The organism is Dictyobacter alpinus, from assembly GCF_003967575.1.
GTDB classification, from domain to species: Bacteria; Chloroflexota; Ktedonobacteria; order Ktedonobacterales; family Ktedonobacteraceae; genus Dictyobacter; species Dictyobacter alpinus.
Genome location: NZ_BIFT01000002.1, coordinates 1381198 through 1406442 on the forward strand (window position 1 = coordinate 1381198; position 25245 = coordinate 1406442).

Annotated in this window: 28 protein-coding genes; 3 read left to right on the plus strand and 25 right to left on the minus strand. The window is 49.3% G+C overall.

The window, feature by feature from the left end:
- Positions 1–74 precede the first annotated feature (74 nt).
- The 4 genes from EL633_RS27990 to EL633_RS28005 form a co-directional block, all read right to left on the minus strand.
- Positions 75–1100, minus strand: a complete 1026-nt coding sequence (locus tag EL633_RS27990; protein ID WP_246039277.1) for a phosphotransferase enzyme family protein — start codon at positions 1098–1100, stop codon at positions 75–77.
- Positions 1100–1948, minus strand: a complete 849-nt coding sequence (locus EL633_RS27995; protein WP_126630530.1) for a phosphatase domain-containing protein — start codon at positions 1946–1948, stop codon at positions 1100–1102. Before EL633_RS27995 ends, EL633_RS27990 begins: the two co-directional genes overlap by 1 nt.
- Entirely contained in the window at positions 1945–3003 is a 1059-nt protein-coding gene (locus EL633_RS28000) for a T4 RnlA family RNA ligase (RefSeq protein WP_126630531.1), read from the minus strand. Before EL633_RS28000 ends, EL633_RS27995 begins: the two co-directional genes overlap by 4 nt.
- Before the next feature lie 466 nt (positions 3004–3469).
- Positions 3470–4636 (minus strand): oxalate decarboxylase family bicupin, encoded by a 1167-nt coding sequence (locus tag EL633_RS28005; protein ID WP_126630532.1) that lies wholly within the window; start codon positions 4634–4636, stop codon positions 3470–3472.
- Between the two features lie 217 nt (positions 4637–4853).
- On the opposite strand from EL633_RS28005, the gene EL633_RS28010 reads away from it, so the two are divergent.
- Complete coding sequence (locus EL633_RS28010; protein WP_126630533.1) at positions 4854–5036, plus strand: hypothetical protein; 183 nt, start codon at positions 4854–4856, stop codon at positions 5034–5036.
- Between the two features lie 100 nt (positions 5037–5136).
- On the opposite strand, the gene hypE is transcribed toward EL633_RS28010, so the two are convergent.
- The 21 genes from hypE to EL633_RS28110 form a co-directional block, all read right to left on the minus strand.
- On the minus strand, positions 5137–6231 hold the full coding sequence (gene hypE, locus EL633_RS28015) for a hydrogenase expression/formation protein HypE (protein WP_126630534.1): 1095 nt from the start codon (positions 6229–6231) through the stop codon (positions 5137–5139).
- Positions 6232–6269: 38 nt separating this feature from the next.
- On the minus strand, positions 6270–7421 hold the full coding sequence (gene hypD, locus EL633_RS28020; protein WP_126630535.1) for a hydrogenase formation protein HypD: 1152 nt from the start codon (positions 7419–7421) through the stop codon (positions 6270–6272).
- Positions 7422–7465: 44 nt separating this feature from the next.
- Positions 7466–8134 (minus strand): D-sedoheptulose-7-phosphate isomerase, encoded by a 669-nt coding sequence (locus tag EL633_RS28025; protein ID WP_246039278.1) that lies wholly within the window; start codon positions 8132–8134, stop codon positions 7466–7468.
- Positions 8115–8447 (minus strand): HypC/HybG/HupF family hydrogenase formation chaperone, encoded by a 333-nt coding sequence (locus EL633_RS28030; RefSeq protein WP_126630536.1) that lies wholly within the window; start codon positions 8445–8447, stop codon positions 8115–8117. The genes EL633_RS28025 and EL633_RS28030 overlap by 20 nt, the downstream gene beginning before the upstream one ends.
- The gene (locus EL633_RS28035) at positions 8444–9094 is read right to left on the minus strand and encodes a D-sedoheptulose-7-phosphate isomerase (protein WP_246039279.1); all 651 of its coding nucleotides are present in this window, start codon (positions 9092–9094) and stop codon (positions 8444–8446) included. The genes EL633_RS28030 and EL633_RS28035 overlap by 4 nt, the downstream gene beginning before the upstream one ends.
- Before the next feature lie 16 nt (positions 9095–9110).
- Complete coding sequence (locus tag EL633_RS28040; RefSeq protein ID WP_126630538.1) at positions 9111–9383, minus strand: HypC/HybG/HupF family hydrogenase formation chaperone; 273 nt, start codon at positions 9381–9383, stop codon at positions 9111–9113.
- A 47-nt stretch (positions 9384–9430) separates the two neighbouring features.
- Entirely contained in the window at positions 9431–10120 is a 690-nt protein-coding gene (gene hypB / locus EL633_RS28045; protein WP_126630539.1) for a hydrogenase nickel incorporation protein HypB, read from the minus strand.
- Complete coding sequence (locus EL633_RS28050; RefSeq protein WP_126630540.1) at positions 10077–10496, minus strand: hydrogenase maturation nickel metallochaperone HypA/HybF; 420 nt, start codon at positions 10494–10496, stop codon at positions 10077–10079. The genes hypB and EL633_RS28050 overlap by 44 nt, the downstream gene beginning before the upstream one ends.
- A 61-nt stretch (positions 10497–10557) precedes the next feature.
- A complete protein-coding gene (locus EL633_RS38315; protein ID WP_371865579.1) occupies positions 10558–10677 on the minus strand; it encodes a DUF6893 family small protein in 120 nt (39 codons plus the stop codon).
- Positions 10677–11231, minus strand: a complete 555-nt coding sequence (locus tag EL633_RS28055) for a hydrogenase maturation protease (RefSeq protein WP_126630541.1) — start codon at positions 11229–11231, stop codon at positions 10677–10679. The genes EL633_RS38315 and EL633_RS28055 overlap by 1 nt, the downstream gene beginning before the upstream one ends.
- The gene (locus tag EL633_RS28060) at positions 11231–11518 is read right to left on the minus strand and encodes a hypothetical protein (protein WP_126630542.1); all 288 of its coding nucleotides are present in this window, start codon (positions 11516–11518) and stop codon (positions 11231–11233) included. The genes EL633_RS28055 and EL633_RS28060 overlap by 1 nt, the downstream gene beginning before the upstream one ends.
- The gene (locus EL633_RS28065; RefSeq protein ID WP_218027599.1) at positions 11515–12519 is read right to left on the minus strand and encodes a hypothetical protein; all 1005 of its coding nucleotides are present in this window, start codon (positions 12517–12519) and stop codon (positions 11515–11517) included. The genes EL633_RS28060 and EL633_RS28065 overlap by 4 nt, the downstream gene beginning before the upstream one ends.
- On the minus strand, positions 12510–13163 hold the full coding sequence (locus EL633_RS28070; protein ID WP_126630543.1) for a DUF6084 family protein: 654 nt from the start codon (positions 13161–13163) through the stop codon (positions 12510–12512). The genes EL633_RS28065 and EL633_RS28070 overlap by 10 nt, the downstream gene beginning before the upstream one ends.
- Positions 13150–13806 carry a DUF5947 family protein gene (locus EL633_RS28075; protein ID WP_126630544.1) on the minus strand — a complete coding sequence of 219 codons (657 nt, stop codon included), beginning with the start codon at positions 13804–13806 and terminating at the stop codon, positions 13150–13152. The genes EL633_RS28070 and EL633_RS28075 overlap by 14 nt, the downstream gene beginning before the upstream one ends.
- A gap of 5 nt (positions 13807–13811) precedes the next feature.
- A complete protein-coding gene (locus EL633_RS28080) occupies positions 13812–14390 on the minus strand; it encodes a NifU family protein (protein WP_126630545.1) in 579 nt (192 codons plus the stop codon).
- A gap of 80 nt (positions 14391–14470) precedes the next feature.
- The gene (locus tag EL633_RS28085; protein ID WP_126631919.1) at positions 14471–16210 is read right to left on the minus strand and encodes a nickel-dependent hydrogenase large subunit; all 1740 of its coding nucleotides are present in this window, start codon (positions 16208–16210) and stop codon (positions 14471–14473) included.
- A gap of 106 nt (positions 16211–16316) precedes the next feature.
- Entirely contained in the window at positions 16317–17345 is a 1029-nt protein-coding gene (locus EL633_RS28090) for an NADH-quinone oxidoreductase subunit B family protein (RefSeq protein WP_126630546.1), read from the minus strand.
- A 250-nt stretch (positions 17346–17595) separates the two neighbouring features.
- Positions 17596–19695, minus strand: coding sequence for an acetate--CoA ligase family protein (locus EL633_RS28095; protein ID WP_161982496.1), 2100 nt, complete (start codon positions 19693–19695; stop codon positions 17596–17598).
- Positions 19696–19762: 67 nt separating this feature from the next.
- Complete coding sequence (locus EL633_RS28100) at positions 19763–21109, minus strand: AAA family ATPase (protein WP_126630548.1); 1347 nt, start codon at positions 21107–21109, stop codon at positions 19763–19765.
- Between the two features lie 200 nt (positions 21110–21309).
- Positions 21310–22290, minus strand: a complete 981-nt coding sequence (locus tag EL633_RS28105; protein WP_126630549.1) for a glycosyltransferase family 2 protein — start codon at positions 22288–22290, stop codon at positions 21310–21312.
- A 34-nt stretch (positions 22291–22324) separates the two neighbouring features.
- Positions 22325–22888, minus strand: coding sequence for a hypothetical protein (locus EL633_RS28110; protein ID WP_126630550.1), 564 nt, complete (start codon positions 22886–22888; stop codon positions 22325–22327).
- A 355-nt stretch (positions 22889–23243) separates the two neighbouring features.
- Here EL633_RS28110 and EL633_RS28115 point away from each other — a divergent pair, with 355 nt between their 5' ends.
- The gene (locus EL633_RS28115; protein WP_126630551.1) at positions 23244–23954 is read left to right on the plus strand and encodes a CDP-alcohol phosphatidyltransferase family protein; all 711 of its coding nucleotides are present in this window, start codon (positions 23244–23246) and stop codon (positions 23952–23954) included.
- 180 nt (positions 23955–24134) lie between these two features.
- Positions 24135–24905, plus strand: coding sequence for a glucose 1-dehydrogenase (locus EL633_RS28120; protein ID WP_126630552.1), 771 nt, complete (start codon positions 24135–24137; stop codon positions 24903–24905).
- Positions 24906–25245 lie beyond the last annotated feature (340 nt).

Here is a 25245-nt window from a genome sequence, read left to right on the forward strand (position 1 = left end):
TGCGGCAGACTAAGTAACGTCATATACAAGTTTTGCCTCCCACATACGACCAACAAGTCTATCTATTTCTCTGCTCAAAAAGGGCGTATGTGGGAGGCGGTAGCATGGGCAAGCTGGATGTCGTGCTTGCCAGCTAAAATCATATCAAACAAACGAACCGCATCGGCCTTTGTTTCTTCGCCCAGATCATCTCTTAGTAATACATCCTGGGCACAGGCAATTATATCCTGGACAATCCGTTCCCAGCGATAATAGGTGAGTGCTGTCCAATCAATTTCCGTCTGGCCGTAGCCTTGAAAAAAAGGAGTTGAAGTTTGCGGCATTGGATCAGGTGCGGGTAATTCGCTCACAAAGATAAAATCACGCTCTTTAGGCGCCAACATCACCACATCCCAATCAATCACAAACACATGTCCTGCTTGATCCCGCAAAAGATTGGCAGGATGCAGATCGGCGTGGCAGAGTACATATGGTCCAGCTTGTTTTTGCAGCATTAATGCTAGCTTTTCCAGGGCAGAAAGCGCGCTATGAATAGTAGCTCGATGGGTCAGCCAGGAGGAACAAAGGGCTTGCGCCGCTGCACCATCATTACGATGTTCCTCAAGGTAGTGGCTTTCAAAATCGTGTATCTGTCTGGCATACTGCGTCGGATCAAAGGTTTCCTTACGCAGTGACTTCAAGCAATAAAAAGGGAGCGTAACCTGATGCACTTGTTTGAAGACAGCACCCAGTTCTCGCCAATGCTCAGTAGTCATCCCGTCCCAACTTGTATCTCCATCAACAAACGGATAAAGACAGACGGTCCAATCTCCGAAATGGGTCCATAAGCTATGCTGTAAGGTCGGAAGAGGAGCCACGACGGAAGCGATCCCCTGATCGTGCAGATAACGAGGAATAAGACAGCTCGCTTCATACAATAATCCCGATCGAACTTTGAGCAAACGAGGAAGACCATCTGTACACATCACACGATATATGCCTGCCTGACTATCGAGCCCAAGCGGAATAAACTCGAAGGATGTGGACGTCAAACCGTACTGTTCCTGTAAACAGGAGCGCAGATATTCCTCAGAAATGCTCAATTCTTCATGTACAGACACTAAAAATCTCCATCAGCAACTTGCAGACATATCAAGCCTAAAGATCTCCATAAGTCGACAACCGAGTTTCTATCATCCAGACAAAATTGGATAGCATATTTCCCTTGAATATGCTCTCGATAAATATCTTCTTTGACCAGAGAATCCTTGCGATTGTCGTCGTCTTGCCTCATCCACAGTGAGGTATAAGGAATAGTGTGCTGCGCCAGCCAGTTCATGGTCTGTGGACGGTGAGACTCTTTTCTACCAGACACCAGTAAAACATGCACGGTCTGGCTATAAAAACGCACAATAGTAGCAATATGTTCATTGACCAGATCTTGCTCACATTTTGCAGCGTCATATGGATTTCGACCATTTAAGACCGCCAGTGTTCCATCCAGGTCGCAGATGATGGCTTTGGGTAGTTTAGGATCGTCGTTGATAACGGGTGGAGCTACCTGCAAGAAATCACGATACATTTTACGAATAACCTGTTCACCAACATAGTTTGCACGGTGACGATCTCGTTCAATACAGGTTTCCAGCGGCACATCAGTAAAATCCTTGACCTCCACTGTCGCTTGCCCCTTTACCAGCTCGCGTATGGCCTGCTCATGCTTTGGATGAAGATTGGTATCATCAACAATCGGATGATATCCCTCTTGTAAAGCCAGCAGAATAAGATTATCCCTTACGTTCAGGATAAATTTTTCATTACTCTTGCTCCAACGACCATTATCCACCATTGCTCTAAGATCATCTTTAGAGATTCTTTTGTATTTGCCTGGATGGTCATCTACCAGTTTTTTGGCATAGGTAGATTTACCTGAAGCGGGCAAACCTTTCAGGAAAAGCACTGTTTTCATAGCTCATCATCAATCTTAAATGGCCGGGATGCAGCTGGATAGATAATTTTCCAGATGGCATCCTGATATTTTTTGTTGTCTAACATTGAGAATATCACGCTACGGTATTTTTTCGTGGCAATGATTGCCGCCTGCTCTTTTCTGGTCGGCAGGTCTTTTACCTGCTCAAGCTCAAATCTGCATTCTTGCTCAATTGCCTGGAACTGTGCTTGCAGATCTGCACAGGTTTGTTTCACCCAGGTATAAAATTCGTCAGGCACACGATCTAACAGCGGCTCTAGCGGTTCATTATCTTTCAGGAGTTCCCAGAGGATGCGCGCATTAATCTGCGTCATCAGTCGATGCAACCGCAGATATTCAGCGAATTTTACTTTCAGGCGTAAACCGCTCTCAAAACGCAGCACAAATCCTTCTTTATTGGCTTCCTCTAACTGCCTGAGGACTGCAATATCAGTAATACCATCATAATATTTCACTATAGGAAATGGCCAGCTGGTAGCATATTCAGGTTGATGGATATCTTTCTCTTCACCGGTTGCTGTATGAATAAGGGCCAGCAAGGTGATATCCTCAGTCTTGCCATAATCAACCACGATCCGATTTCCTGGATAAATTACCTCAAAGAGATAGGTATAAGCGGGTAAAAATGCAAAATCTCTATAGCGTTTTTCGATGATTTCATTGGCTTTTAGCGCCTGGTCGCTATTAAAACTTCCACGGGTAGCAACAATGCGTTCCCCTTTGTAGGTGCTCACAATAAGCAAACTACCATCCATTTTCTCGGTGGCCTTAAACGGCTCCAGTGGAAGTGGTCCCTCATGCTGTTCCATATTCATAAATTTACGGAACGGCCGGGCAATAATGGTCCCATCAGGTTCTGTGATCAGACCACGAGCCTGCAACGTCACCTCATCCCATGCCTGCTCATACTGGCATTTAGGAGTGTAGTTCCAGATAATCAAATCATGCTTTGAATGAGGGCGGCCCGTAATTAATCCTTGCGCCCGCCTCTCCTGAAAAGATGCTACATCAATAACACTTAATGCATTTGCCACATTGCACTCTCTTTCAACATAGCTAGTGTTTGCTTCCTGTTCTCATTGTAGAACATGCAGCCAGCCGCACTCGGGCCCTAAAGGGCCCATACTTCTTTTAAGTGTGCTGTCAAAAAAATGAGCTGTGCTCATTTTTTTGACAGCACACTTAAAACCGTTAGAGCGCCAAAGGCGCGAAAACAGCGCTCGGCGGGTCATAGATTTCGCAGGAATCAAACCTGCATAAAAAGTTCTTTATTTTGTTAGCGAGTTACTATGTAATGCGATAACTCTTTCCTTTATTGTGCTGCTTTTGAAAGCAAGCTTACCTGTAACAAGCAGATCTGTCAATATAGGCATTGCGAATCACGAAAGGAGCAGGCAGTAACAGATAGAAGTTTCAGCCACACATGTTGAAGCACATACATAACAGCTATGTATGTGCTTATCACAACGCCATATTCAAGTCCGCTGAGTTCTCTCTCAGTTACTTCACGATTGGATGCTTCTGTTTCTGGAGGGAGTTCATGACATGCTGATCAAGGTTCAAGTGTGCCTGGACCAGTTCCGGTGGCGTCAGGGCCATCCATTGGTTGAGTGATACGTCGGCAAAGTGGTCGCTCTTAAACATTTCAAGGAAGCGCAACGTTGTGTTGCCTGTATTTTCAATATAGTGACCCATGGCGAATGGGACGTAGCCGACATCGCCAGCCTGATAATCAAAGGTTCGTGCGCGGCCCTCCGCAGCAAAGACGGTCATGCGCCCACTGCCCTGGACATAGTACTGCCACTCATCATTATTGGGATGCCAATGCATTTCTCGCAAACCGCCCGGTTCGATCTCAACTAACGCGGCCGCAATGGTCTTTGCTACAGAGAAATTATGCGAATCGGTGATGCGTACCTTTCCCCCTGGCGTAAGCAATGGCTGCTGAGCCAGCATATGATGGCTAAATGTTTCAGGCACTGGTCCATTGGGACTAACAACCTTGTCGGATACAAGTGATCCGGGCACCTGGCTCTGGAAGATGTAGCGTTCATGCTCGGGCAATGTCGCAAAATCGCTCTCAGGAACGCCAAAGTTTTTAGCCAGGATCTCTCGTGGTGTGTGGATGAACCAATCACTGATCAGAAATGTCGAATTTTCGCTGAAAATGCCATCATCAAAGACCAGAAGAAATTCACAACCATCCTGCAATCCTTGAATCGAATGCGGGATGCCAGCAGGAAAGTACCAGAGATCACCTTCACCTACATCATCAATGAAGTTACAGCCATTTTGATCTACGGCCGTAATACGAGCATGACCATTGAGCATATACGACCACTCGGCTTGCTTGTGCCAGTGCATCTCGCGTACACCACCAGGGGTCAGGCGCATATTCACACCTGCCAATGTGGTGGCCACTGGCAATTCACGGACCGTCACTTCCCGCGACCAGCCCCCGTCGCTCAAACGATTATGCGCATTCCCAAACGAAAACTTGAGATTAGGTAATGTACCATAGTCGGTACTGGGTGGAGTCAGAGTGTTCGGATTAAGCCGATCCAATACAACATTCCTCGGACCTGGATCAGTCGCACCACTCCCATTGCGTATCGGCTGCGGAACCTGTTTTAAATCTGCCGTTCCCTGCTGAGTAGAATCACTCATTACATGTTACCCTTTCATCATTAAAGGCTACAAGCAGTTTTATATGTCAATGCCAACAGTCTGAACACGCCAAATTTCAGTCTCTGGTTACATGCAAGGCATATTTGACCAGCACAAATTCGCCAAACCTCCCCACAACCTCACAGGTACAATTGCATGTATCAGTATACTATCTAGTAGGGGCAATAATTTTAGAGGACTAGGGGGAAGAAGCATTATGAACTGTCCAATATGCAATGATATTATGAAAATTGTACGTAAAGATGCCAGCTATAATCGTTCAAAACCCGCTACCTATGATCGCACACTTTTCCGCTGCATCGATTGCGATACCTGGATCAAAATCGAGGTGCCGATGAAACAGATCCAGACCGCAAAGATTGTTCAACCAGCATCCTGATGCTACTGCAGTCGCTTTTGTTCTGTTCTATAGTAGAAAAAAAAGAGGTATTCTTCATCTTATAAAATTAAAAAAAGAATACCTCTTAGTTATCAGTACTTTAACAAATACGCGGTAAAGGATCACCTACCAGCATATCCAGGACACGGGTACCACCGATATCGGTACGCAGGAAAACCATACCAGGAGGGTCCGCCTGGACGGTTCCTATGACCATGGCTTCTTTTCCCAGTGGATGCGCACGCATAACCTTGAGGGCTAGTTGCTCGGCTTCTGGAGCGACCATCGCCAGCAATTTTCCTTCGTTGGCAATGGTCAATGGATCAAGTCCCAGGATCTCGCAGGCACCCCGTACACCAGCATGGACCGGAATGGCCTGTTCGTCAAGGGCGATCGAGAGTTCAGAGCTCAACGCAATCTCGTTGAGCGAGGTGGCAATACCACCACGCGTTGGATCTCTGAAACAGTGGATTGAGTTTCCTACGTTGTCTAACAGGGTAGCGACCAGCGTGTGAAGTGGGGCACTATCACTCTGCACATCGGTCTCGATATCAAGTTCTTCACGGGCCAGCATAATTGCCACACCGTGATCACCGATTGCGCCGCTTAAGAGGATACGATCGCCCACCCGAACCTGTGTCTGTCCTAATTCGGCGACAGCCCGTATAGTACCCACACCAGCAGTATTGATAAAGATGCCATCAGCCTTCCCGCGCTGCACAACTTTGGTATCACCCGTCACAATTAAAACGCCGGCCTCGCGGGCCGCTCGGGCCATCGAGTCCACGATACGCCGCAAGACATCGATTGGAAAGCCTTCTTCAAGGATCATGCTGACCGAGAGATAGAGAGGATCCGCCCCAGCCATGGCTAGATCATTGATGGTTCCATGAACGGCCAGTTGTCCGATATCACCGCCGGCAAAGAAAAGTGGATTGACCACATAACTATCAGTAGTAAAAGCCAGGCGTAGTCCACCCAGCGTGAGCGAGGCTGCATCCTCCATGCGATCCAGCACAGTATTGGCAAAAGCGGGTGCAAAGATACCTTCAATCAAATTATGCGTGGCCTTACCACCACTGCCATGGCTTAAGGTGACATGCTCATCACGCAGGTAGAACTTATGACGGCGGGCCTGCCGACTACGCTCAATCTTTGCCAATACCTCATCGCTTTGTGCTGACTGCAATTCCATAACTCAAACCTCCCGGCAGGCTAGACATACTACACATACTACAGACCCTGTGTCTGTGTGACAGGAGCGATATGCAAGCGACCACGTTCAGATGCCATAGAGAAGCGTCCATAGTTAAAGTAGGCGGCACAGGCACCTTCTGGTGACACCATACAGGTACCAATTGGAGTCTCAGGGGTGCAGGCAGTACCAAAGACTTTACATTCCCATGGCTTGATTACACCTTTCAGTACCTCACCACACTGGCAAGCCTTGGGATCAGCTACGCGTAATCCTGGTACAGAGAAACGTAATTCAGCATCCCAATCAGCGAATTCAGCACGGAGCTTTAGCGCACTTTGCGTGATAAATCCCAGACCGCGCCACTCAAAAAATGGTCGCAATTCCATAGTGCGGGCCATCGACTCCAATGCCTTAACGTTGCCCTCCGGCCGCACAACACGCGCATACTGATTCTCCACCTCAGATCGCCCTGTACTGATCTGCTGGACCAGCATGTGTACGGACTGAATAATATCCAGCGGCTCAAAGCCCGCAACGACAATCGGTTTATGATGCTGCTGCGCGATAAATGTATAGGGACGTAGACCGATCACCATAGTGACGTGACCTGGTCCTACAAAGCCATCCAGACGCAGATCCGGCGAATCCAGGATAGCTTTGATAGCGGGTATGATCGTGACATGGTTACAGAAGATCGAAAAGTTCTCGATCTTCTCAGCCTTTGCACGCAACAGGGTCACGGCAGTCGAGGGAGCGGTCGTCTCAAAGCCGATCGCGAAGAAGACCACATGACGATCTGGATACTGGCGGGCCAGTTTGAGCGCATCCAATGGCGAATAGACAAAGCGTACATCCGCTCCCTCGGCCCGGGCATCTAATAGGCTACCATGTGAACCGGGCACACGCATCATGTCGCCAAACGTCGTAAAAATGACATTGTCCATCTGCGCGATAGCAATGGCATCATCCACACGACCCATTGGCAACACACAGACGGGACAACCTGGACCATGAATCAAATCTATGTTAGGGGGTAAGATATCCTCAATACCATGTTTATAAATCGTATGGGTATGTCCACCACACACTTCCATAAATTTAAGCGGGCGTCCAGCACTAAGACGTGTAATCTCGCGCGCAATCTGATCCGCCAGATTTGAGTTCCGGTATTCATCAACATACTTCATTGTGAATTGTTCCTTTCACGCGCTTCCCCGCCAATCATCGGGAGCTAAGTTTCTTTCAGTAGAGCCTGGATAATTTCTAATAAAGTATGATAAACGCTGGCCTGAGCCTCCTGAATACGTGGGATATGGTCGCAGGGCGCGGTAATACAAAAGTCTGTGGCAGGTGAATGCGCTATCTTTCCTCCATCGTAACCACTCAAGGCGATCGTCAAAAGCTGCTGCTTTTTAGCCTGCTCTATGGCTTGTAAAATGTTGGCAGAATTGCCACTGGTCGAGATACCTACAGCGATATCGCCTGGCTTTCCCAGCGCAATCAACTGTCGAGCAAAGATAGAGGAAAAACCAACGTCATTACCGATGGCGGTGATCACGGCAATATCATTGGTCAGAGCCAGCGCCGGCAAAGGTTTCCAGTGCGCATAGGGAGGATTGATCAGCTCGGCAGCCATGTCCTGGGCATCGGTCGTGCTACCACCATTACCAAAGGCAAACAGGGTCGCGCCTTTCGCAAAGGCTAGTGCCATCGCCTGTCCAGTCGCCATGATTGCAGCGGCGGACTCCTGAAACACCTGCCGCCGCAGCGCCACAATCTCATGGCACTTCTCCAGTGTCGAATGTCGCACCTGTGCAATCACATCCTCACGCGAAGTCTGCTCACCCTCAAACAAATAAGGATAGAATAGTTGATCGTACTTACTTCCTTCTTGAACCATCACCATCGGTCCCCTCTCTCTTTATGGCCAATCCACAGCGCTCAAGGGCCACGCCACCATGAACCAGGACAATGTCTCCGGGCCCGACGACCTCCAGTAAACTGATATCAATCTCCTCTGTCCCGCTATCAATGGCAACCAGGGCCGTCGCATGCTCAACATCAACCTGCAGCACAAGTAACTCAAGCGCTTGATCAGAACAGGTCACGCAATGTTCAGCTCTCTCTGAACTACAGCCCGGGGCTGCTAAAGTTGGATCAAAGAAGCGGGCAGACTCAGGAGTAGCAGACTGCTGTTGTGGATTGGTGTTCATCGTAACACTCCTTCGTGCTCGAAAAATACATGGACAAGTTCCCAGAGGACGTGGTAGAGCGTCTCATGCGTCTCTTGAATAGCCAGCGGATCATCGCTTGGGACCACAAAACAGTAATCCAGAAAAGCCTGATCGTTCGCCGATACTAAACACTCAGGACTAACTGGACGCACATGAGTGGCCATGATGCCACCGCTACCCCCACAGAGTCCTAGAGTAAGCAGACCAATATGACGGGCCTTACGTAATGCCCTGTTTACGTTGGCACAATTGCCATCCGGTGAAAAGCCCACGGCAATATCCTGTGAGCGCGCCAGGATATCAATATAGCGGGCAAAGGCGTCGTCTTGCTGCGCACTACCGATCGACATAGCACTAAGCGTGGCACTATCGTTGGTCAGGGCCAGAGCTGGCAGGGCACGCTTACCAACGATGACAGGATGCACAAATTCGACCGAGATATGCTGGGCATCGGTAGCCCAGGCACCATTGCCAAAGGCCAGTAAGCGCCCACCTTGATGGAAACGGCGCGCCATAGACCAGCAGGCTTCGGCAATACAACCAGCCTGGGCATGAAAGAATGCCTCAGGTACAGTAGTGCTCAGTGTCAGCCGCGCATCCAGCATGGCGGGAAGGTCAACTCCCATCTGGCCCATCCTTTCTTCATTCGATCTGACTGCTGTCAAACATAGCCAGCTCATCTTTATATGGCGCACCCATCAACTGAAGAGCTTTCTGCGTCTCGCGTGCTTCCTTCTCATCAATCTTGCTCATCGCAAAACCAACATGTACCAGCACCCAGTCACCAACGGCAATCCCTTCAGGACGTACCAGAGTGATACTTACATTGCGCTTTACGCCAGACACGTCTACTTTGGCGATATCAAAACGCTCATCGACGATTTCGACGATGCAGCCAGGAATTCCAAGACACATCACTTTTCTCCTTCACTCTCAAGCACGACCACCACCAATATGCAGGGCTAAAACTCAATGCGCTGCGGCAGAGGATGAGCCTGCCTGCCTTTATGTCTCAAGGATTGTAACCAGTCACACCAGGTATCCAGCCCTTCCCCGCTTCGGCAACTTAATTCAAAGATCTGCAGCTGTGGATTAACAGCCAATGCGAAACGTTTAACCTTCTGCACATCATAATCGACATAAGGGAGCAGATCAATTTTATTAATTACCATCACCTCTGAAGCCGCAAACATGGCAGGATATTTAGCTGGCTTGTCATCACCTTCGGTTGTGCTTACGACAACCATTTTCATATCTTCACCCAGTTGCCATCCCGCCGGACAAACCAGATTGCCAACGTTTTCGATAAAGAGAAGGTCGATCAGTTCCAGGATTAACTCATCCAGTGCCAGCAGCACCATATTCGCTTCAAGATGACAGGTTCCCTCGGTAATGATCTGCACGGACTGGGCGCCAGCGGCTTCGATACGTACAGCGTCGGTACACGTCTCGACATCACCTTCAATCACCCCAATCCTTAACACTCCATCCAGACGCTTGATGGTCTGCTCCAAAAGCGTGGTCTTGCCAGCACCAGCCGAGCTCATCATATTGATCGTAAACAGCCGTTGAGCAGCCAGCCGTTGATGAACTTCGTGGGCAATGCGCTCATTGGCTGCCAGAATATTCTGTACAATGGGTACTTTGTGCATACGCGCTCTCCCCTTCCTCTTCTGAAGTCGGCAGATCAATCTCCATGTCCTGAATCAAAAACTCCGTACCCGAAAGTACATCTGCTTCCCAGCATGCACAGCTCGGGCATTGCAGGATATACTGCACCACATGAAACTCGTTCCCACATCCTCGACAGCGAGCACGATGTGGAATATGCTCGATCTTCAGTTCTGCTCCAATCAATAATGGCTCTGAACTGGCAATAGCCTCAAAACAGAAGGATAGAGCATCACTAACAACCCCATTAGCCTCACCGATCCGCACATGGACACTTTTCACATGACTGGCATGATGCAGAATAGCTTGCTCTAGCACGGTTCCAGCAATTGCATCGGCGATAGAAAGTTCATGCATAACAATCCCTACTGTACCCAAAGACAGGCTGTGTTTTTCTTTCTAGTAACGTCAACATTTATTACATTGCTCGCATACGTAAATAACGCTTGATATCGGGAAGTTGACTACCGATGACCAGCAACATCAACATAGCCAGCACAACTAGCAGGGACAGCAGGTTAAAGCGAATGGTAATCATCAGGTTGCTCCTTTCGAGGTTACCTCTACTTTCTTAGCAAAGCTCAACTCTGCAACAAGTTTATCTAACATCGCGATTGCCGCAGGAATCATCGCCTGCACTGTAGGACTCAATCCCACAGATATTTCATCTTCTTCAGAGCCTAACGACTCAGGCTCACAACCGACCAGTGATGTATGGATTGGCGCGGCGCCCAGACTACGTGCAAAAGATAGAATCTTTACCGGATCTAAACTGTGGGCATCCAGGAAGACACCTCGCTCTCCCGCCTGTGCGATCAGTTCCAGATCGGGCTCGATCAGATACAGAGTGCCTGGTGGACGCCCCCAGGATACCGTATCGACCAGTACAAGCTCATCAAAATCCTCTAGCAAGGTATAAGCCAGATCCATACCACGAATGCCAAAGTCAACCACCTGCACATGTGATGGATAGCGCCGGATCATAAGCTGACGTGCAACCTCAACGCCAAAGCCATCATCGCCAAAGAAGATGTTGCCAATACAGGCAATCAGGATCTTTCTAGGAGCTACGCTGCCAGTAACGGGATCCATCAGGACGCCTCCGTCAACAACTCAACTTCGTCCGGATAAAAGAAGAAACGATGGCCAGGCAGGATACGCTCATCTTCCTGCTCGCGACCAGGATCATCATCCAGCGTCACCACCAGATACTTGCGATTCTCAAAGTCCTGCTCAATCAGCTCAATACGACCCATTCTGTTCTCCAATAGCAGATCAAACGCGTCCGCTTTGGCATGCGGATGGAGCCGTACATGATCACCCTGTCTGGCCACGCCACCAATGACGCCGACCACTTGTAGTCCAACATGCTCATTCATAATCCATTCACTCCTTCATCACCTGACGGATGACCATCGTAACGACGAATAACACCATGGAGCTTCAGCAATTGCTCCGCTGATAGGGCCTCGGTACGCTCAAGGATCTCGCGCGCCCGTTGATCACCATGTCTAAGTTCCTCCTTCTCATCATCGGATAGCGTTAACATGCGCAGGGTCAACATCTCATCTATCTCGGTACCATCAAAGAAGGAGCCAACACTTTCGGGCGCGATTTTAGGATAATCATACAGAATAATGGGAGAAGAAAGCATGGTCCGCACTTCACCTTCATCACCAATCAAGACCGGCCAGGTATGGCAATTCTGGCAACGACGCGCCGCCTCAAGCACATCATCAGGCGGGTCCAACAGCGAAAAGAACGTACCTTGCTCAAGCTGTATGATCGTATGCGTTGAGATCAATGAATGGAGCAGGATAGCTTCGCGCCGCTGCGTATCGATATTACTCTGTGGCGTCAGATTCTCGATGACAACCACTAACTTATAGACATCTGCCCCCACATGGTGCACTGAGATATGCAGCATGCCCTGGATATCCCGCTGCTCACATAGCGATGCTTCTACCGGATCATTTGATAGCGCGGACCTGCCAGGAAAAAGGATAGCTTGCTTGATTGGCTGCACCAACAAGCGCGCCAGTGAGAGATCAGACAACACAACTTCACGCGCTACCCCCTCATCCCATTCCTCATGCGCCCCATCCAGACCGGACTGACGCTGGATCGCATGATTGTGGATGAGATGTAGGCAGCGAACCTGCACCATTAAACGCGTCTGCTGGGGGCTACCACGAAACAGACACTCGGTACGCATTGTCCATGGTTCATGACCCCCCTGCGCCAGGCTATATGCCTGTGGATAGACAACCCCAAAATTCCAGCGCTGCCGATTTTTGAGCGCGGAACGGCGATAAGGATAGAGCAGATATCCTTCATAGAGGATGGCATCAGCGATCTCTTTGATCTGTGCTAGCTGCATGGCTCTACTTCCTGGCTGCCAGCCAATAACTGGCCGATCGCTTCCTCCCAGGTTGGCAGTCCATGCTGGACTTTGTAGTGATATAACTGATCAAAGACATCTCGCTGTAAACGTAGCCAGTTGGTATCGGGATAATATTGCTCGATCATGGCTTGCCAGAGCGAGATCGGTAGCCGAAAGGCCGCTTCCTTGGACCAGGAGACACGACTAACCTGTAAGTTCGCCTCTTCATTCTGATAAAAAATGGTACCGCTAAATAAGAACAGCAGTGGAACAGTACCATCCTGCAAGGCGGCCAGATACTTGGTGCTGACAACTTCAAGATCGTAGGTACAGCTTACTGGCAAGGTCATGGTAATGCTATCGGTGAACGCGGGTACAACGGTACTGATATGTTGCCACAAGACGGTATGTAGCGTCTGGCTCCAGCGCTCGCTCGTTCCAAACACATCCTGTAGCCGCTCCTGCTCTTCCCGGCTATAGCGACGCTGCGGTGCAGTAATCTGCAATTGGCAGCGTAAAGCAACACTAAAAACAGGTTGTTCAGGCATAGTATTGGTGATAGTCAAGGTAAACCCTAATGTGGGCGTGGCGGCAAAGGCCATGACCTCAGCGCCAGTAACCTCAAAGTTAAGATCTGGCATGCATTGATCCTTTCACCGTTAAGGGCTGGTTCCACACATGAGACTGCACCTGTATCGCCTCAAAATAGTCCGCGATAATCTGCCATACGGCCTCACCACCACTAAAGCCATGCCAGGAACGTCGCAGCAAGCCAACCAGTTGATAACAACTATCGACCGGCACCAGATAATAGCTATAAGGTGCTCGGATACGGTTGATCAGCAGGGCTTCAACATCCAACTCCATAGTATCCAGCACAGGATTCGCCTGTAATACAGGTTGCCACTGACTGGCGTCCAGTTCAGACTCGACCGCACCAGCAGGTCCAGGATAGAAAGCCGACACATGCCTGTCTGGTTGCGTCGACTGAATCAAGAAGGCCATATTAACCGGAATCAACAGGTCGCGCCAGGCACTATCAGTGAGGACAAAATGTGTTAAGGCCAGATAGCGTTGTGGGATCAAGCGATACTTACCGCCAGCGGACCCCTCACGCGTCATCAACAAAGAACAGGCACTACAGACACACACAACGTTGCGTTGTCGACCATCCCAGAGATGTCGATGGCTAGCGGCCAGCGGCTCACGGCATAGCTCACAGTGCTCCATGGACGGGCTAGCAGGAGCAGCGGATTCTTGCAGCAACTGGCGCAACCTACGCATAAGCCTTAATCCTCTCCTGATCCGCTGGACACGACCGTCTCGGGGCTACGATGGCGCGCAGGTATAAATTTGACGGGATGCACCATGCACTGCTCAGTTTCAACAGCCACGATATCATCCAATTCGGGGGCTGCCTGATAAATGGCCTCCTCAATACTACGTAACAACTTATTATTTGAAGCAGCGCAGCCCTGGCAACTGCCCTTGAAGTTAAAATAGCCAATCCCGGCTTCGATACGTACCAGTTCAACGTCACCATCATGCTTCTTCAACAAGGGACGTTGTTGCTCCAGGACACGCTGGATACGCGTCTGCATATCGACAGGATGCAAGCCATGCAGCAAGAGTAGCGGCCCTACCAATTCATCCTCGCCAAAGGCTGCAATCAACGCGGGACCATTGTCTTGTTGCTGTCCGCTCAACTCCAGCATACGGGTCAGACAGTCGCCATACATGGTCAGGATACTTTGCACCAATTCCTGCGCCATCGAACGGGCGCGTGGATCAGAGAGGGTTGCCAGATCCTGGATCAACGCCTCAATGTGTTCGGCCCGCTGTTGCTGCTGCGTATCTAATTGCATCATGGCACCTTTCGTTGGGAGCGAGCCGTTCGCTTCTTCTGAGGTGAGAAGAAGCGAACGGCTCCTACATTACCTATGCATACTCAGGGCTGCACACCAAAGGTTGGCGAGTGCACAATTTGCAGTTCTTTCCCTTTGCCCAGGTACATATGCACACCGCATGGTAGACAAGGATCAAAGCTACGCACGGCACGCATAATATCAATACCCTTAAAATTGTCCGGTCCATTCTCTTCAAAGATGGGGGTATTCTGTACCGCATCTTCATAGGGTCCTGGCGTTCCATAAATGTCGCGTGGATTGGCGTTCCAGGGTGTTGGAGGATAGGGATGGTAGTTGGCAATCTTGCCATCGCGAATTACGACGTGATGGGAGAGTACACCTCGTACCGCTTCGTGGAAACCACAGCCAATGGCCTCCTGAGGTACCTTGAAGTCTGACCAGGTTTTGGTACGTCCAGCCCGTACTTCTTCTAAGGCTTTTTCCACAAAGTAGAGCGCCGCCGCCGCCGCATAGGCCTGGAAGTAGGTGCGCGCACGATCCCGCTCCAATGCATTACTCCAACGGGGAATATGCCATTCCAGATCCATAGCAGGTTTCAGGGCCGTCTTCGGCAATTTGATCTTGACACTATGACCGGTCGCCTGAACATAACCACCGATATCAACCAGGCCAGCTAGCGCGGTCGTCCAGAGGCGTGCAATCGGACCACCACCAGTATCGAGCGCCAGATATTTGCCGCTACGCTCATCATACCAGCGTGGCGACATAACCCAGCTATAGTTGCCCTGGAAATCGCGCTTCTGCGGTCGTGGGAGCGTGGTCTGATTCCAGGGATGACGTCTATCAATGGGATTGCCAAGAGGATCTTTATCAACAAACATTGGCTGGTCTTGCCAATCCTCATAGAAAGAACTGCCCAACAGGATACGCATGCCCAGATTGATATCAATCAGGCTCGTCGTACGCAGTTTGCCATCGATTACGATGCCCGGCGTGACAAACATCGCCTCCCCCCAGCGCTCCATATTGCGATAATCATAATCACACACATTGGGATCCTGGAAGGAGCCCCAACAGCCCAATAATACCTGCCGCTGTCCGACCTGCTCATATCCTGGTAAGGCCTCATAGAAAAAGTCGAACAGGTCATCATGCAAGGGGACAACCTTTTTCATAAATTCGACATATTTCATTAAACGCACCAGATAATCCGTAAAGACCTGGACGGTCGCTACCGTCCCCACACCACCTGGATACAGGGTTGATGGATGCACATGACGCCCTTCCATCAGGCAGAATTTCTCACGTGTCAAACGGCTCATCTGTAAGGATTCGCGATAGAATTCGCCGCTAAAAGGATTCAGCGAGCGCATGATATCGGCGATAGTACGATAGCCATGCAGGTGCGAGTGTGGGGCCTCGGTATGTTCAGCCTTTGCCAACACACCAGGATTGGTCTCTTTGACCATCTGCTCACAAAAATCGACACCAACCAGATTATCCTGGTATAGGCAGTGATCAAACATATACTCGGCCGCCTCACCTAAATTGAGGATCCATTCACCAATCGGCGGCGGCACAACACCAAAGGCCATATTCTGAGCGTAGACCGCGCAGGTCGCATGGTTGTCACCACAGATACCACAGATACGGCTGGTAATAAAATGTGCATCACGCGGATCTTTGCCTTGCATAAACAGGCTATAGCCGCGAAAAATCGAAGAGGTGCTATGGCATTCCACCACCCGACGCTGCTTAAAATCTATCTTGGTATAGATGCCCAGGCTTCCAACGATACGTGTGATCGGATCCCAGGACATCTCGACCAACTGCGGTGGAACCTTACCGAGGTCTGTACGTTTGATTTCAGTGCTCACGGTATCCTATGTCTCCTTCTCCATTGCATGCATGCAGCAGCGCTGGATATCATTTCCACGTCGGTTGATAGCCTGTCGTGAGTTTTTTACCCTTGTGACGCCATGAAGGTTCCTTGTTCAAGGTATCATTGGTAAAATGACGCAGGGTACGGATCACACGTCCATATGAACTACTGACACCAGACGAGAGTTTGCCTCCCGGTGGCTCATCCATGAAAGGCATAAATTTATCGGGGAAACCAGGCATGGTACAGCCAATGCAGATGCCACCCACATTGGGGCAGCCACCAATTCCGGCCATCCAGCCACGCTTGGGCACATTACACTGCACAACAGGTCCCCAGCAGCCCAGTTTGACAATACAGGTTGGAGAACCATATTCTGTCGCAAATTCGCCCTGCTCAAAGTAGCCAGCGCGATCACAGCCTTCATGCACCGTCTTGCTAAACAGCCACGTCGGGCGCAACGCTTCATCCAGCGGAATCATCGGCGCCAGACCCGCCGCCTGATACAGAAGATAGAGGAGTGTCTCCATAAAATTATCAGGTTGAACGGGACATCCGGGTACACAGACGATAGGAGCACCGGACTGCGCTTTCCAATTCCATCCTAGATAATCAGGCAGACCCATTGCGCCAGTTGGATTACCAGCCATGGCATGGATGCCACCATAGGTAGCACAGGTGCCCGCAGCAACAACCGCCCAGGCTTTCGGTGCTAAGCGATCAATCCACTCATTTGTCTTGATCGGCTGCCCGTCATCGCCCGTACCCAGAGCTGCCCAATAGCCCTCAGGCTTAATCTTTTCATTCGGGATAGAACCCTCAACGACCAGCACAAAAGGATCCAGTTCGCCACGCTCAGCTTTATACCACCAGGACATGAAACTCGCACCAGTCTCAAAGGCCAGTACAGGATTGTGTAAATGCACTTTCGGTAAACCGGGGATGACGCCTAACAGTACATCCTCGATACTCGGCTGACTCGCAGCCGTAATCGAGACCGTATCTCCATCACAACTGAGTCCCGCCGTCATCCAAATGATGTGTACTTCTTCCACACGTGTTCTGGTGACCATGGTATACCCTCTTGATCGTCACACTTATCTACTCACACTGGAAGGATTACAACTACAGGGGGGAGAATCAGGATAAACACAAGCTACAAAATAGTTCGCGAGCAGAAAAAAGAGGAGGTTGCTCGACACCTATATTATCCTAAGCAAGCACACAAAAAAACATTACACTCGATCATTGGAACCTGTCAAGAACAAAACGTGGGACACCCCTTCACACCTGGCGTGAAAGGGTGCCCCATACTGCTCAACTTCAGGCAAGTACAACCTTGACATCTACAGCGCACATACCCTGTGCATCGATCATCAATGGATTAATATCAATCGATTGAATAAAGTCATAGTCTTGCATCAGATATTCAACTGCCTTTATGACCTGCATAATAGCTTTCATATTCGCAGCTTTCTGTCCACGCGCCCCTTTAAGGATTGTATAGACCCTGGTCTCTTCAAGCATTTTCTGTAGCTCATGACTTTCAACGGGAGCAATACGCCTGGAGATATCATGCAGGATTTCTGCATAAATGCCACCACTACCAAAAATCAGCACCGTCCCAAAGTTAGCATCACGGGTAGCACCAATGATCAGTGGAATGCCCTGTCCTACCTGTTGTTGAACCAGGATGGTTGCCTCTGGTATCTGCTGCTGGCGAATAATCTCTTCAAGTTGCAGATATCCTTCGCGTAACGCAACCTCATCCTTCACATTGGTAATGACCCCACCAATATCAGATTTATGCAGTAGCGAGGGAGCGGCAATCTTCAGTACACAGGGATAGCCGATAGACGAACGCAGGCACATAACGGCCTGATCCACACTGCGACACGCATAGGATTCCGGTACGGGAATACCATAGCGTCGGGCCAATTCATCCGCACTCTCGGGTGGCAGGGCCGGTGCCTGGACAGCGCGAGCCTGCTGGTAAAGCGCGAAAATAGCCTCTTTATGCTCCTCAGCATAGGGACTCGCGCCAGCGGTAGCCACAGGTTGGTTTTGATTATATGAGGCACGTTTACGATATTCAGCATACCAGACCATGTGAGCCAACACATTGACGGCCGTTTCAGGAAAATGGTAGGCAGGAATCTTTTTTTCGGCCAGCAGCTTTAAACCTTTTTCGACCAGGGTGCCGCCAATAAAAGAGGCCAGGATCGGCTTACCATACTTCTGCATCTCACCGATATAGGCCGCCGTCTCCTCAATCTCGGTCATCACCTGTGGCGTCAGGATCACAATCATTGCCGAAACATCTTCTTCCTGCAGTACCGCCTCCATGGCCCGCAAATAACGACCCGAGAGCGCATCGCCCACGACATCAACCGGATTATGGATACTCACAGTCCGTGGCAGAGCATTACTAAGCGTATCCACGGTATGGGTACTCAAATTGGCCAGTTCCAATCCATCCTCCATCAAGACATCAGTCGCGATTACGGCCGCTCCACCAGCGTTACTGACAATCGCAACCTTATCAAAGGTAGGCAATGGTTGCCAGGCAAAAGCTTTCAGGGTATTAAATAACTCGCCCACCGTATCAACCACGATATAGCCACACTGCTGCAAGGCGGTCCTGACAACTTCATAACCACCAGCCAATGCACCAGTATGCGAGCTAATCGCAGCTGAGGCAGCTGCGCTTCGGCCCGGCTTCAATATGAGCGCCGGCCGCCTGGCATTATATTTCTGACCAATCTGCATAAACTGCTTGCCATCTTTAATATCCTCAAGATAGCAGGCGACCAGACGATCGCTTTGCATACGCTCTAAAAAAAAGTTCTCATCCAGATCGGCTTTATTACCGATCGAGACAAAATAGTGCAGGCCCAGATTATTAGCACTGATCCAATCCAAAAACGCCGTACCCAGGGCGCCAGATTGCGAGATAAACGAAATGGCGTCATATTTAGGAGAATTGGCAGCGAACGATGCATTCAAATTACTACCTGCATCGATCAGGCCCAGGCAATTAGGACCCAGTATTCTGGTCTTTGAACCAGCAATAATCTCTAATAACTGCTGCTCCAGTTCAATACCGGCCCCACCAATCTCCTTAAAGCCTGCCGAAATAATCACGACCAGCGCAACCTCTTTTTGTACACATTCCCTAAGAGCCTGTGGTACAGCAACCGATGGAACAGAGATTATCGCCAGATCCACATGCTTTGGAATGTCAGTAATAGTTGGATAGGTCTGGATGCCGAGGATCGTTTGGGCATGCAGGCTCACAGGATAAATAGGACCATTAAAGCGATAATCAACCAGGTTCTTAACCACGGTATACCCTAATTTGTGCGGGTTACCTGAGGCGCCAATCACGGCAACCGAGTTGATATTGAAGAGCTCTTTGACCATAAAAATCGTATCTCCAATGGTAAGTGGCTGAAACAGAGATACACATCTACAAGGTACAACGGCAGAGCTACGCCTGAGACCAGACATCACTCCCGCAAGAGAAGCAGTAGCGCGCACCCTCAACTTCTACATGTGGGGCTCCACAATGAGGACACGCTTTGACTAGCGAGGCTCCACAATAAACACAATAGTGCCAGTTTGCTAATACTTCGTGCTTACATGAGAGACAGAGTTTGGTCTGGGCCGCAGGATGGATTGCATAACTTTCACTGAGCACCACACGGCGATTAAAATGTCCAACCTCCATCAGTTCTGGATCGAGCAGTTCCGGCTTATAAACGGTTGCAATTACAGCTATTGGCTTCTGCCAATCAAGGGCATCCAATTCTACCAGTAACTGTCGCTGCAAAGCCATCCGATGTTCCTTGCTCTCCAAGCGTAAAAGTGCATCCAGGTCCTCGATAAAGAGCAGGCAAGGAGACCAGGTTTTAGCCAGTTCAAAAGTAGAGTGTAACAGATTACGCGCGGTCTGCGTGAGATTATCGCGTAAAAAAGCTGGATATTCGTGTTCAAGCCAGACCAGATCTTCAGCATCCACCATATTTACAGCCAGAGCATTCATCAGGTTTACCAGCTTAGACAGAGAAAGCGAGACCAGCGAGACCACCGCCTCGCCGGCGATACCATGCACCAGTAACGTGCGCTCGGTACAGGGATGTCCAACCAGCAAGGTTTCTTCCAGGGCCGTGGTTCGTGAACGTTGATAAAGTTGTGGTCGGCGCAAGTAAGCGACCAGTTCACGCAACTCTTGCTTGGCAGCATTCGCCCCTAGCACATCTTTAAAAGTAACGGTTGGACGCTCACACGTCACCATCGGCAAATTAGAGACATGCTTACCCAGACGCTTATGCTCCCGAATCTTGATCTGGATTAGCTGATCCATAGCATTAGTATAAGCAGCCCCACTCTCTTCCGTCAAATAGGACGGGATTACATCCTCGGGTGAAAACATCAGCAGTAACAACGGCTGTACTTGAGGGTGACGTAAAACGCTCAGTAGAATGTGATCGGAGCGCAACTTCGGACTATGTCGCTGCTTCGCAAAGGCAATGGCCCAATCTAAACACTCCTGCGCTTCTTTGGATGGATGTATTTCATGCTTTAGCTCGCTTTCTGGCAACACATTTCCCACCACTTCGACCGCCATGCCACGCAAAACACGAATATCCATACCAAGCAGACTAAAAATATTTTCGTCCAACTCATCTTCAAGGCGCAAAATACTCAAGAAAAGATGCTCTGGATGATAGGTTGTAGCATGCATATGAAATGCCTCACGTTGAGCGCCCTGCAAAACGTTGTTGGCTGAGGGAGCAAAAGCGATACGTTGCTCTTTTATATCTTTGGTCGTCATGGCTGCTGTTCTCCTTCGTTATTACGCTAAACACACTTGATATGCCAACATATCTCAATCTGGCTAGCCGAAATAAGTAGAAACGTAGCAAGATGCTACCCACTCTTATTATTTATCATACTTAGCGCACCACGTCTCAAGCGTATAAATTGTAACACGACATGAGGGAAGCAATGGACGATATCAGCCAACACAAATGTTCATAAAAAGAAGGTCCTAAATTTACACATGCCACACCAGCGCCAGAATAGAGAGAGAGGTGGGATGAGGGCGGAAGTGATAATCATCTCGAATACATGTCCAGGCTTACGTGAAGTTTTTTGCAGGCGCTGGATACAAAAACGGGCAGTCATATAGATCCAGGCACAAAGAGCGATGCCAGCCAATAGCCAGAGTTTAGCGACCACTCCTAGAAGTATCAGGAGCAAGACACCCAGGATACAGTAAAAGTTCCAGGGTGGCTTCGTCTGGATGCGCTGGCGGTAGAGAACAGGGTGTTTTTTGAAGAGCAAAGCATCATACATACTTTTCTGTTGCTGTCTTAAGCTACTACCCCAGCGCGTCAGCCGAACGGGATGCAGAATAATGGCCTCAGGGACTTTGACGCAGAGCAGATTCTGTTCCAGACACGTGAAATAGAGATCACTATCCTCACAGCAGGCTGTTTTGAAACGCTGATCAAAACCACCAACCAGTTGCAATGCAGAGCGCCGGTAAAAACAGTTTGCCGTAACAAACTCTGCCTGGCTTAACAAAGAAACACTATATTCATAATCAGTATATTCATGCTGGAGTGGTACGACTATTTTGCCAGAGGCGGCGGCGATATCATCTACAAAAGCTGCGGCACCAGCCTTGAGCCAGTTTAACTCAGGAATACAATCGTCATCGGTAAACGCGATAATATCCGCCTGTGCCTGGCGCCAACCCGCATTACGAGCCGCCGCAGGTCCATGTGCCGTTCCAGTTAGCGCCAGATAGCGAACACGATGCCCATCAACCAGAGCCTGCTGGGCACAATCCTCTACCTGCTGCCGCGTTTCCGCGCTATGCGCATCATCGACAATAATAATCTCATAATCGGCTGGCGCGTAATCCAGGCTGAGCAGTGCCCGTAGGCACCGCTCCAAAAAATCTGGACGCTCATATGTTGGAACAACAACCGAAACCTTGATGGTCATAAGCCCGCCTATAATTTTTAAGGATACGGAAGCACTAACGCTCTGGATCCATATTACGCATTTCCTCATCATCTGGACGAGGGCGTAAAGAAGGTGGAGCATTAAATTCGCTATATTTGACCGCCGCATTCGATGCACCATCGCGTAACAAGATCGCCATAGCAGCATCCTGATCATAGGAAACTTTGACCGTCACGATGGTATGGCCCTGTTCTAAAGCGCGCTGGTAAAACTTGACATCTTCCTGTGAAAAACCGATGCTGGTCAGGATGCCAATGGCTCCCCCGGCGGTTGCGCCAATGGCCACGCCACTTAATGTCGCCAGTACAATGCCTCCCGCGATCGCTGGTCCAAAACCAGGAATCAAGAGAGAGGCGGCCGCGCCCAACAATCCACCCAATACCCCACCACTAAGCGCGCCGGTAGCGGCGGGCTTGCCAACATCCTCTATCGTTACATCAGACTCGGCAGCCACGCGCGCCAGGAAGCCCAGACGATCATCACCAAAACCAGCCACTTTAAGATCTTCTATCGCTTGTTTAGCCTGCACCTGGCTGTCAAAGACACCAACCACGATGGAATCCTGTGTCATTGCCATAGTACACCTCCTTAAAACACAATGGTATGCATTCTATAGTAATCTTACTCGGGCAACGTCCTCACTCTTATAGACACGGTCATCCTGATCCTTTTGAGACAAAAAGCCATTTTGCCAGTAGAACTTCCACTCCCAATGTCAATAAGAAATTACATCGACCATGACACTTTTCTTGTGCCCAATCGTGCTATACAAATACAGTAGGGCTACGATGTTTACTGTATCTTCTTGTCCATAATAAAAGCACCCAATTGGCTCTGACATTCATGAGTTTCTAGATGTTACAATAATAAACACAATCGATCTCTATCTGAGTTTGATTGAGCATTACTAACACAAAAATGGTAGGATATAGATGTTCAACAACGACATACAAAAATGGGTGCGCAATCTCGCGGCACAAATTATTCGTCCACTGGCCAACCTTGGCATCTCACCCAATACCTTCACATTTATTGGACTGATTCTTAGCGTGATTACCGCGCTTGTCATTAGTCAAGGCTACTTCCTTATTGGTGGGCTACTGGTGCTCTTTACCGGCATCTTCGATCTGTTTGATGGTGCGACCGCACGATTGCGCAATATCGCTACGATATTTGGAGCCTTCTTTGACTCTACATTGGATCGCTATTCAGAGGCGATCATTCTGGGAGGTATCCTCTTCTATGCCCTACTTAATCCCACTATGCAGGATCATTTCTGGTTTACAGATCATGTACAGCTGTGGATGATCGCGTTAATCTATATTTCGATCGTGGGCTCGCTCATGGTCAGCTATACCAAGGCACGCGCCGAAGGTCTGGGCGTGGAGTGCAAAACCGGTTTGCTGGCACGGCCCGAACGCGTAATTATCCTGGCGGCAGGCCTACTCTTTGGCCTCACGATGTGGGCCCTACTAATCCTGGCGGTCTTCTCCAACATTACCGCGGTTGAACGCATGTATGCGGTCTATCGGGCCACGCAGGTCACTGATAAACAGGCACTAAACGCACGCAGCAGACAGCAGCAACCACTTAAAGTGGAGCCAAACAGTACACCAACGCCTACGCCAGAGGAACTCCATTAGTTTATCTGCCGCAACTGGCTGGCTACAACAGGAAAATAACGGCGCGGCAGTCAATGCGGCGAAAGATGCAGGACAACTTTTTGGTGTGCCCAACCGTGCTACATAGAGAAATCTGAAAAAGTTCAGACACACAACTTTCTATTCAAGAGGATACAAGCTGAAAGGGTGTAAATAACTAGCATGGGACAACTCGATCAAAAAGTTGCCATTGTGACCGGATCGGATAGTGGCATCGGACGTGGAATTGCATTAGCGTTCGCCGCAGAAGGTGCAACGGTCGTTATCAACTATGCCCACGCCAAAGATAAAGCAGAAGAAGTTCGGCAAAGTATTGAGAAGATGAACGGCAAGGCGTTGGTGATTCAGGCCGATGTCTCAAAATATGATCAGATCAACGGCTTAATCCAACAAACGGTTGAACAGTTTAACCGCCTTGACATCATGGTCAATAATGCAGGCATGGAAATTCACAGTCCATTTATGGATGTGACCGAGGAGCAGTTTGACCGTGTGCTGGGAGTAGATCTCAAAGGTACGTTCTTCGGCGCACAGGCCGCTGCCCGTGAGATGGTAAAGCGCAAGATAGCCGGACGCATTATTAACATCTCATCGGTCCATGAAGATCTACCAATGCCAGAGAACGTTCCCTATTGCTGTGCCAAAGGTGGCGTACGTATGCTCATGCGGACTATTTGTTTGGAACTGGCACCTCACAACATCACTGTCAACAACATAGGTCCAGGTGCTATTGATACCCCTATCGACGCAGATGTCAAAGCTGATCCCAAAAAATACCAGGCTCTGCTGGATGAGATTCCTTTACATCGTATGGGTCAGCCTGAAGAGATTGGCAAACTGGCTCTCTACCTGGCCTCCGATGCGGCAGCCTACGTTACCGGCTCAACCTTCTTTATCGATGGCGGCCTGATGCGCAACACTGCTGGCTTATAAAACTCTCACAACTTGCTCTGCTTCGCAGAGCAAAAATTTCATGATGATGTTGTAGGAGCTTCTCGGCTGAGTCGAGAAGCTCCTGCAACATCATCATGAAATGTAAAACCTGATTGATGCCACAAACATCGACCAGATCTGCCAGAAAAAATTTTATCCATGACTTGGAATTGAACCTCTACGGATTTTTTTGCCCCAGAATTTAACCAGGGTAGCGTCTATAAGGATACAAGTAGCCCAAAAATGCTACCGAAAAAAGCAAATTTCATACATTTTTTCAGCACAATGGCGTGAATTTCCTTGAGGGATAATCGCTACGCCACACACAGATTTTTTCTTA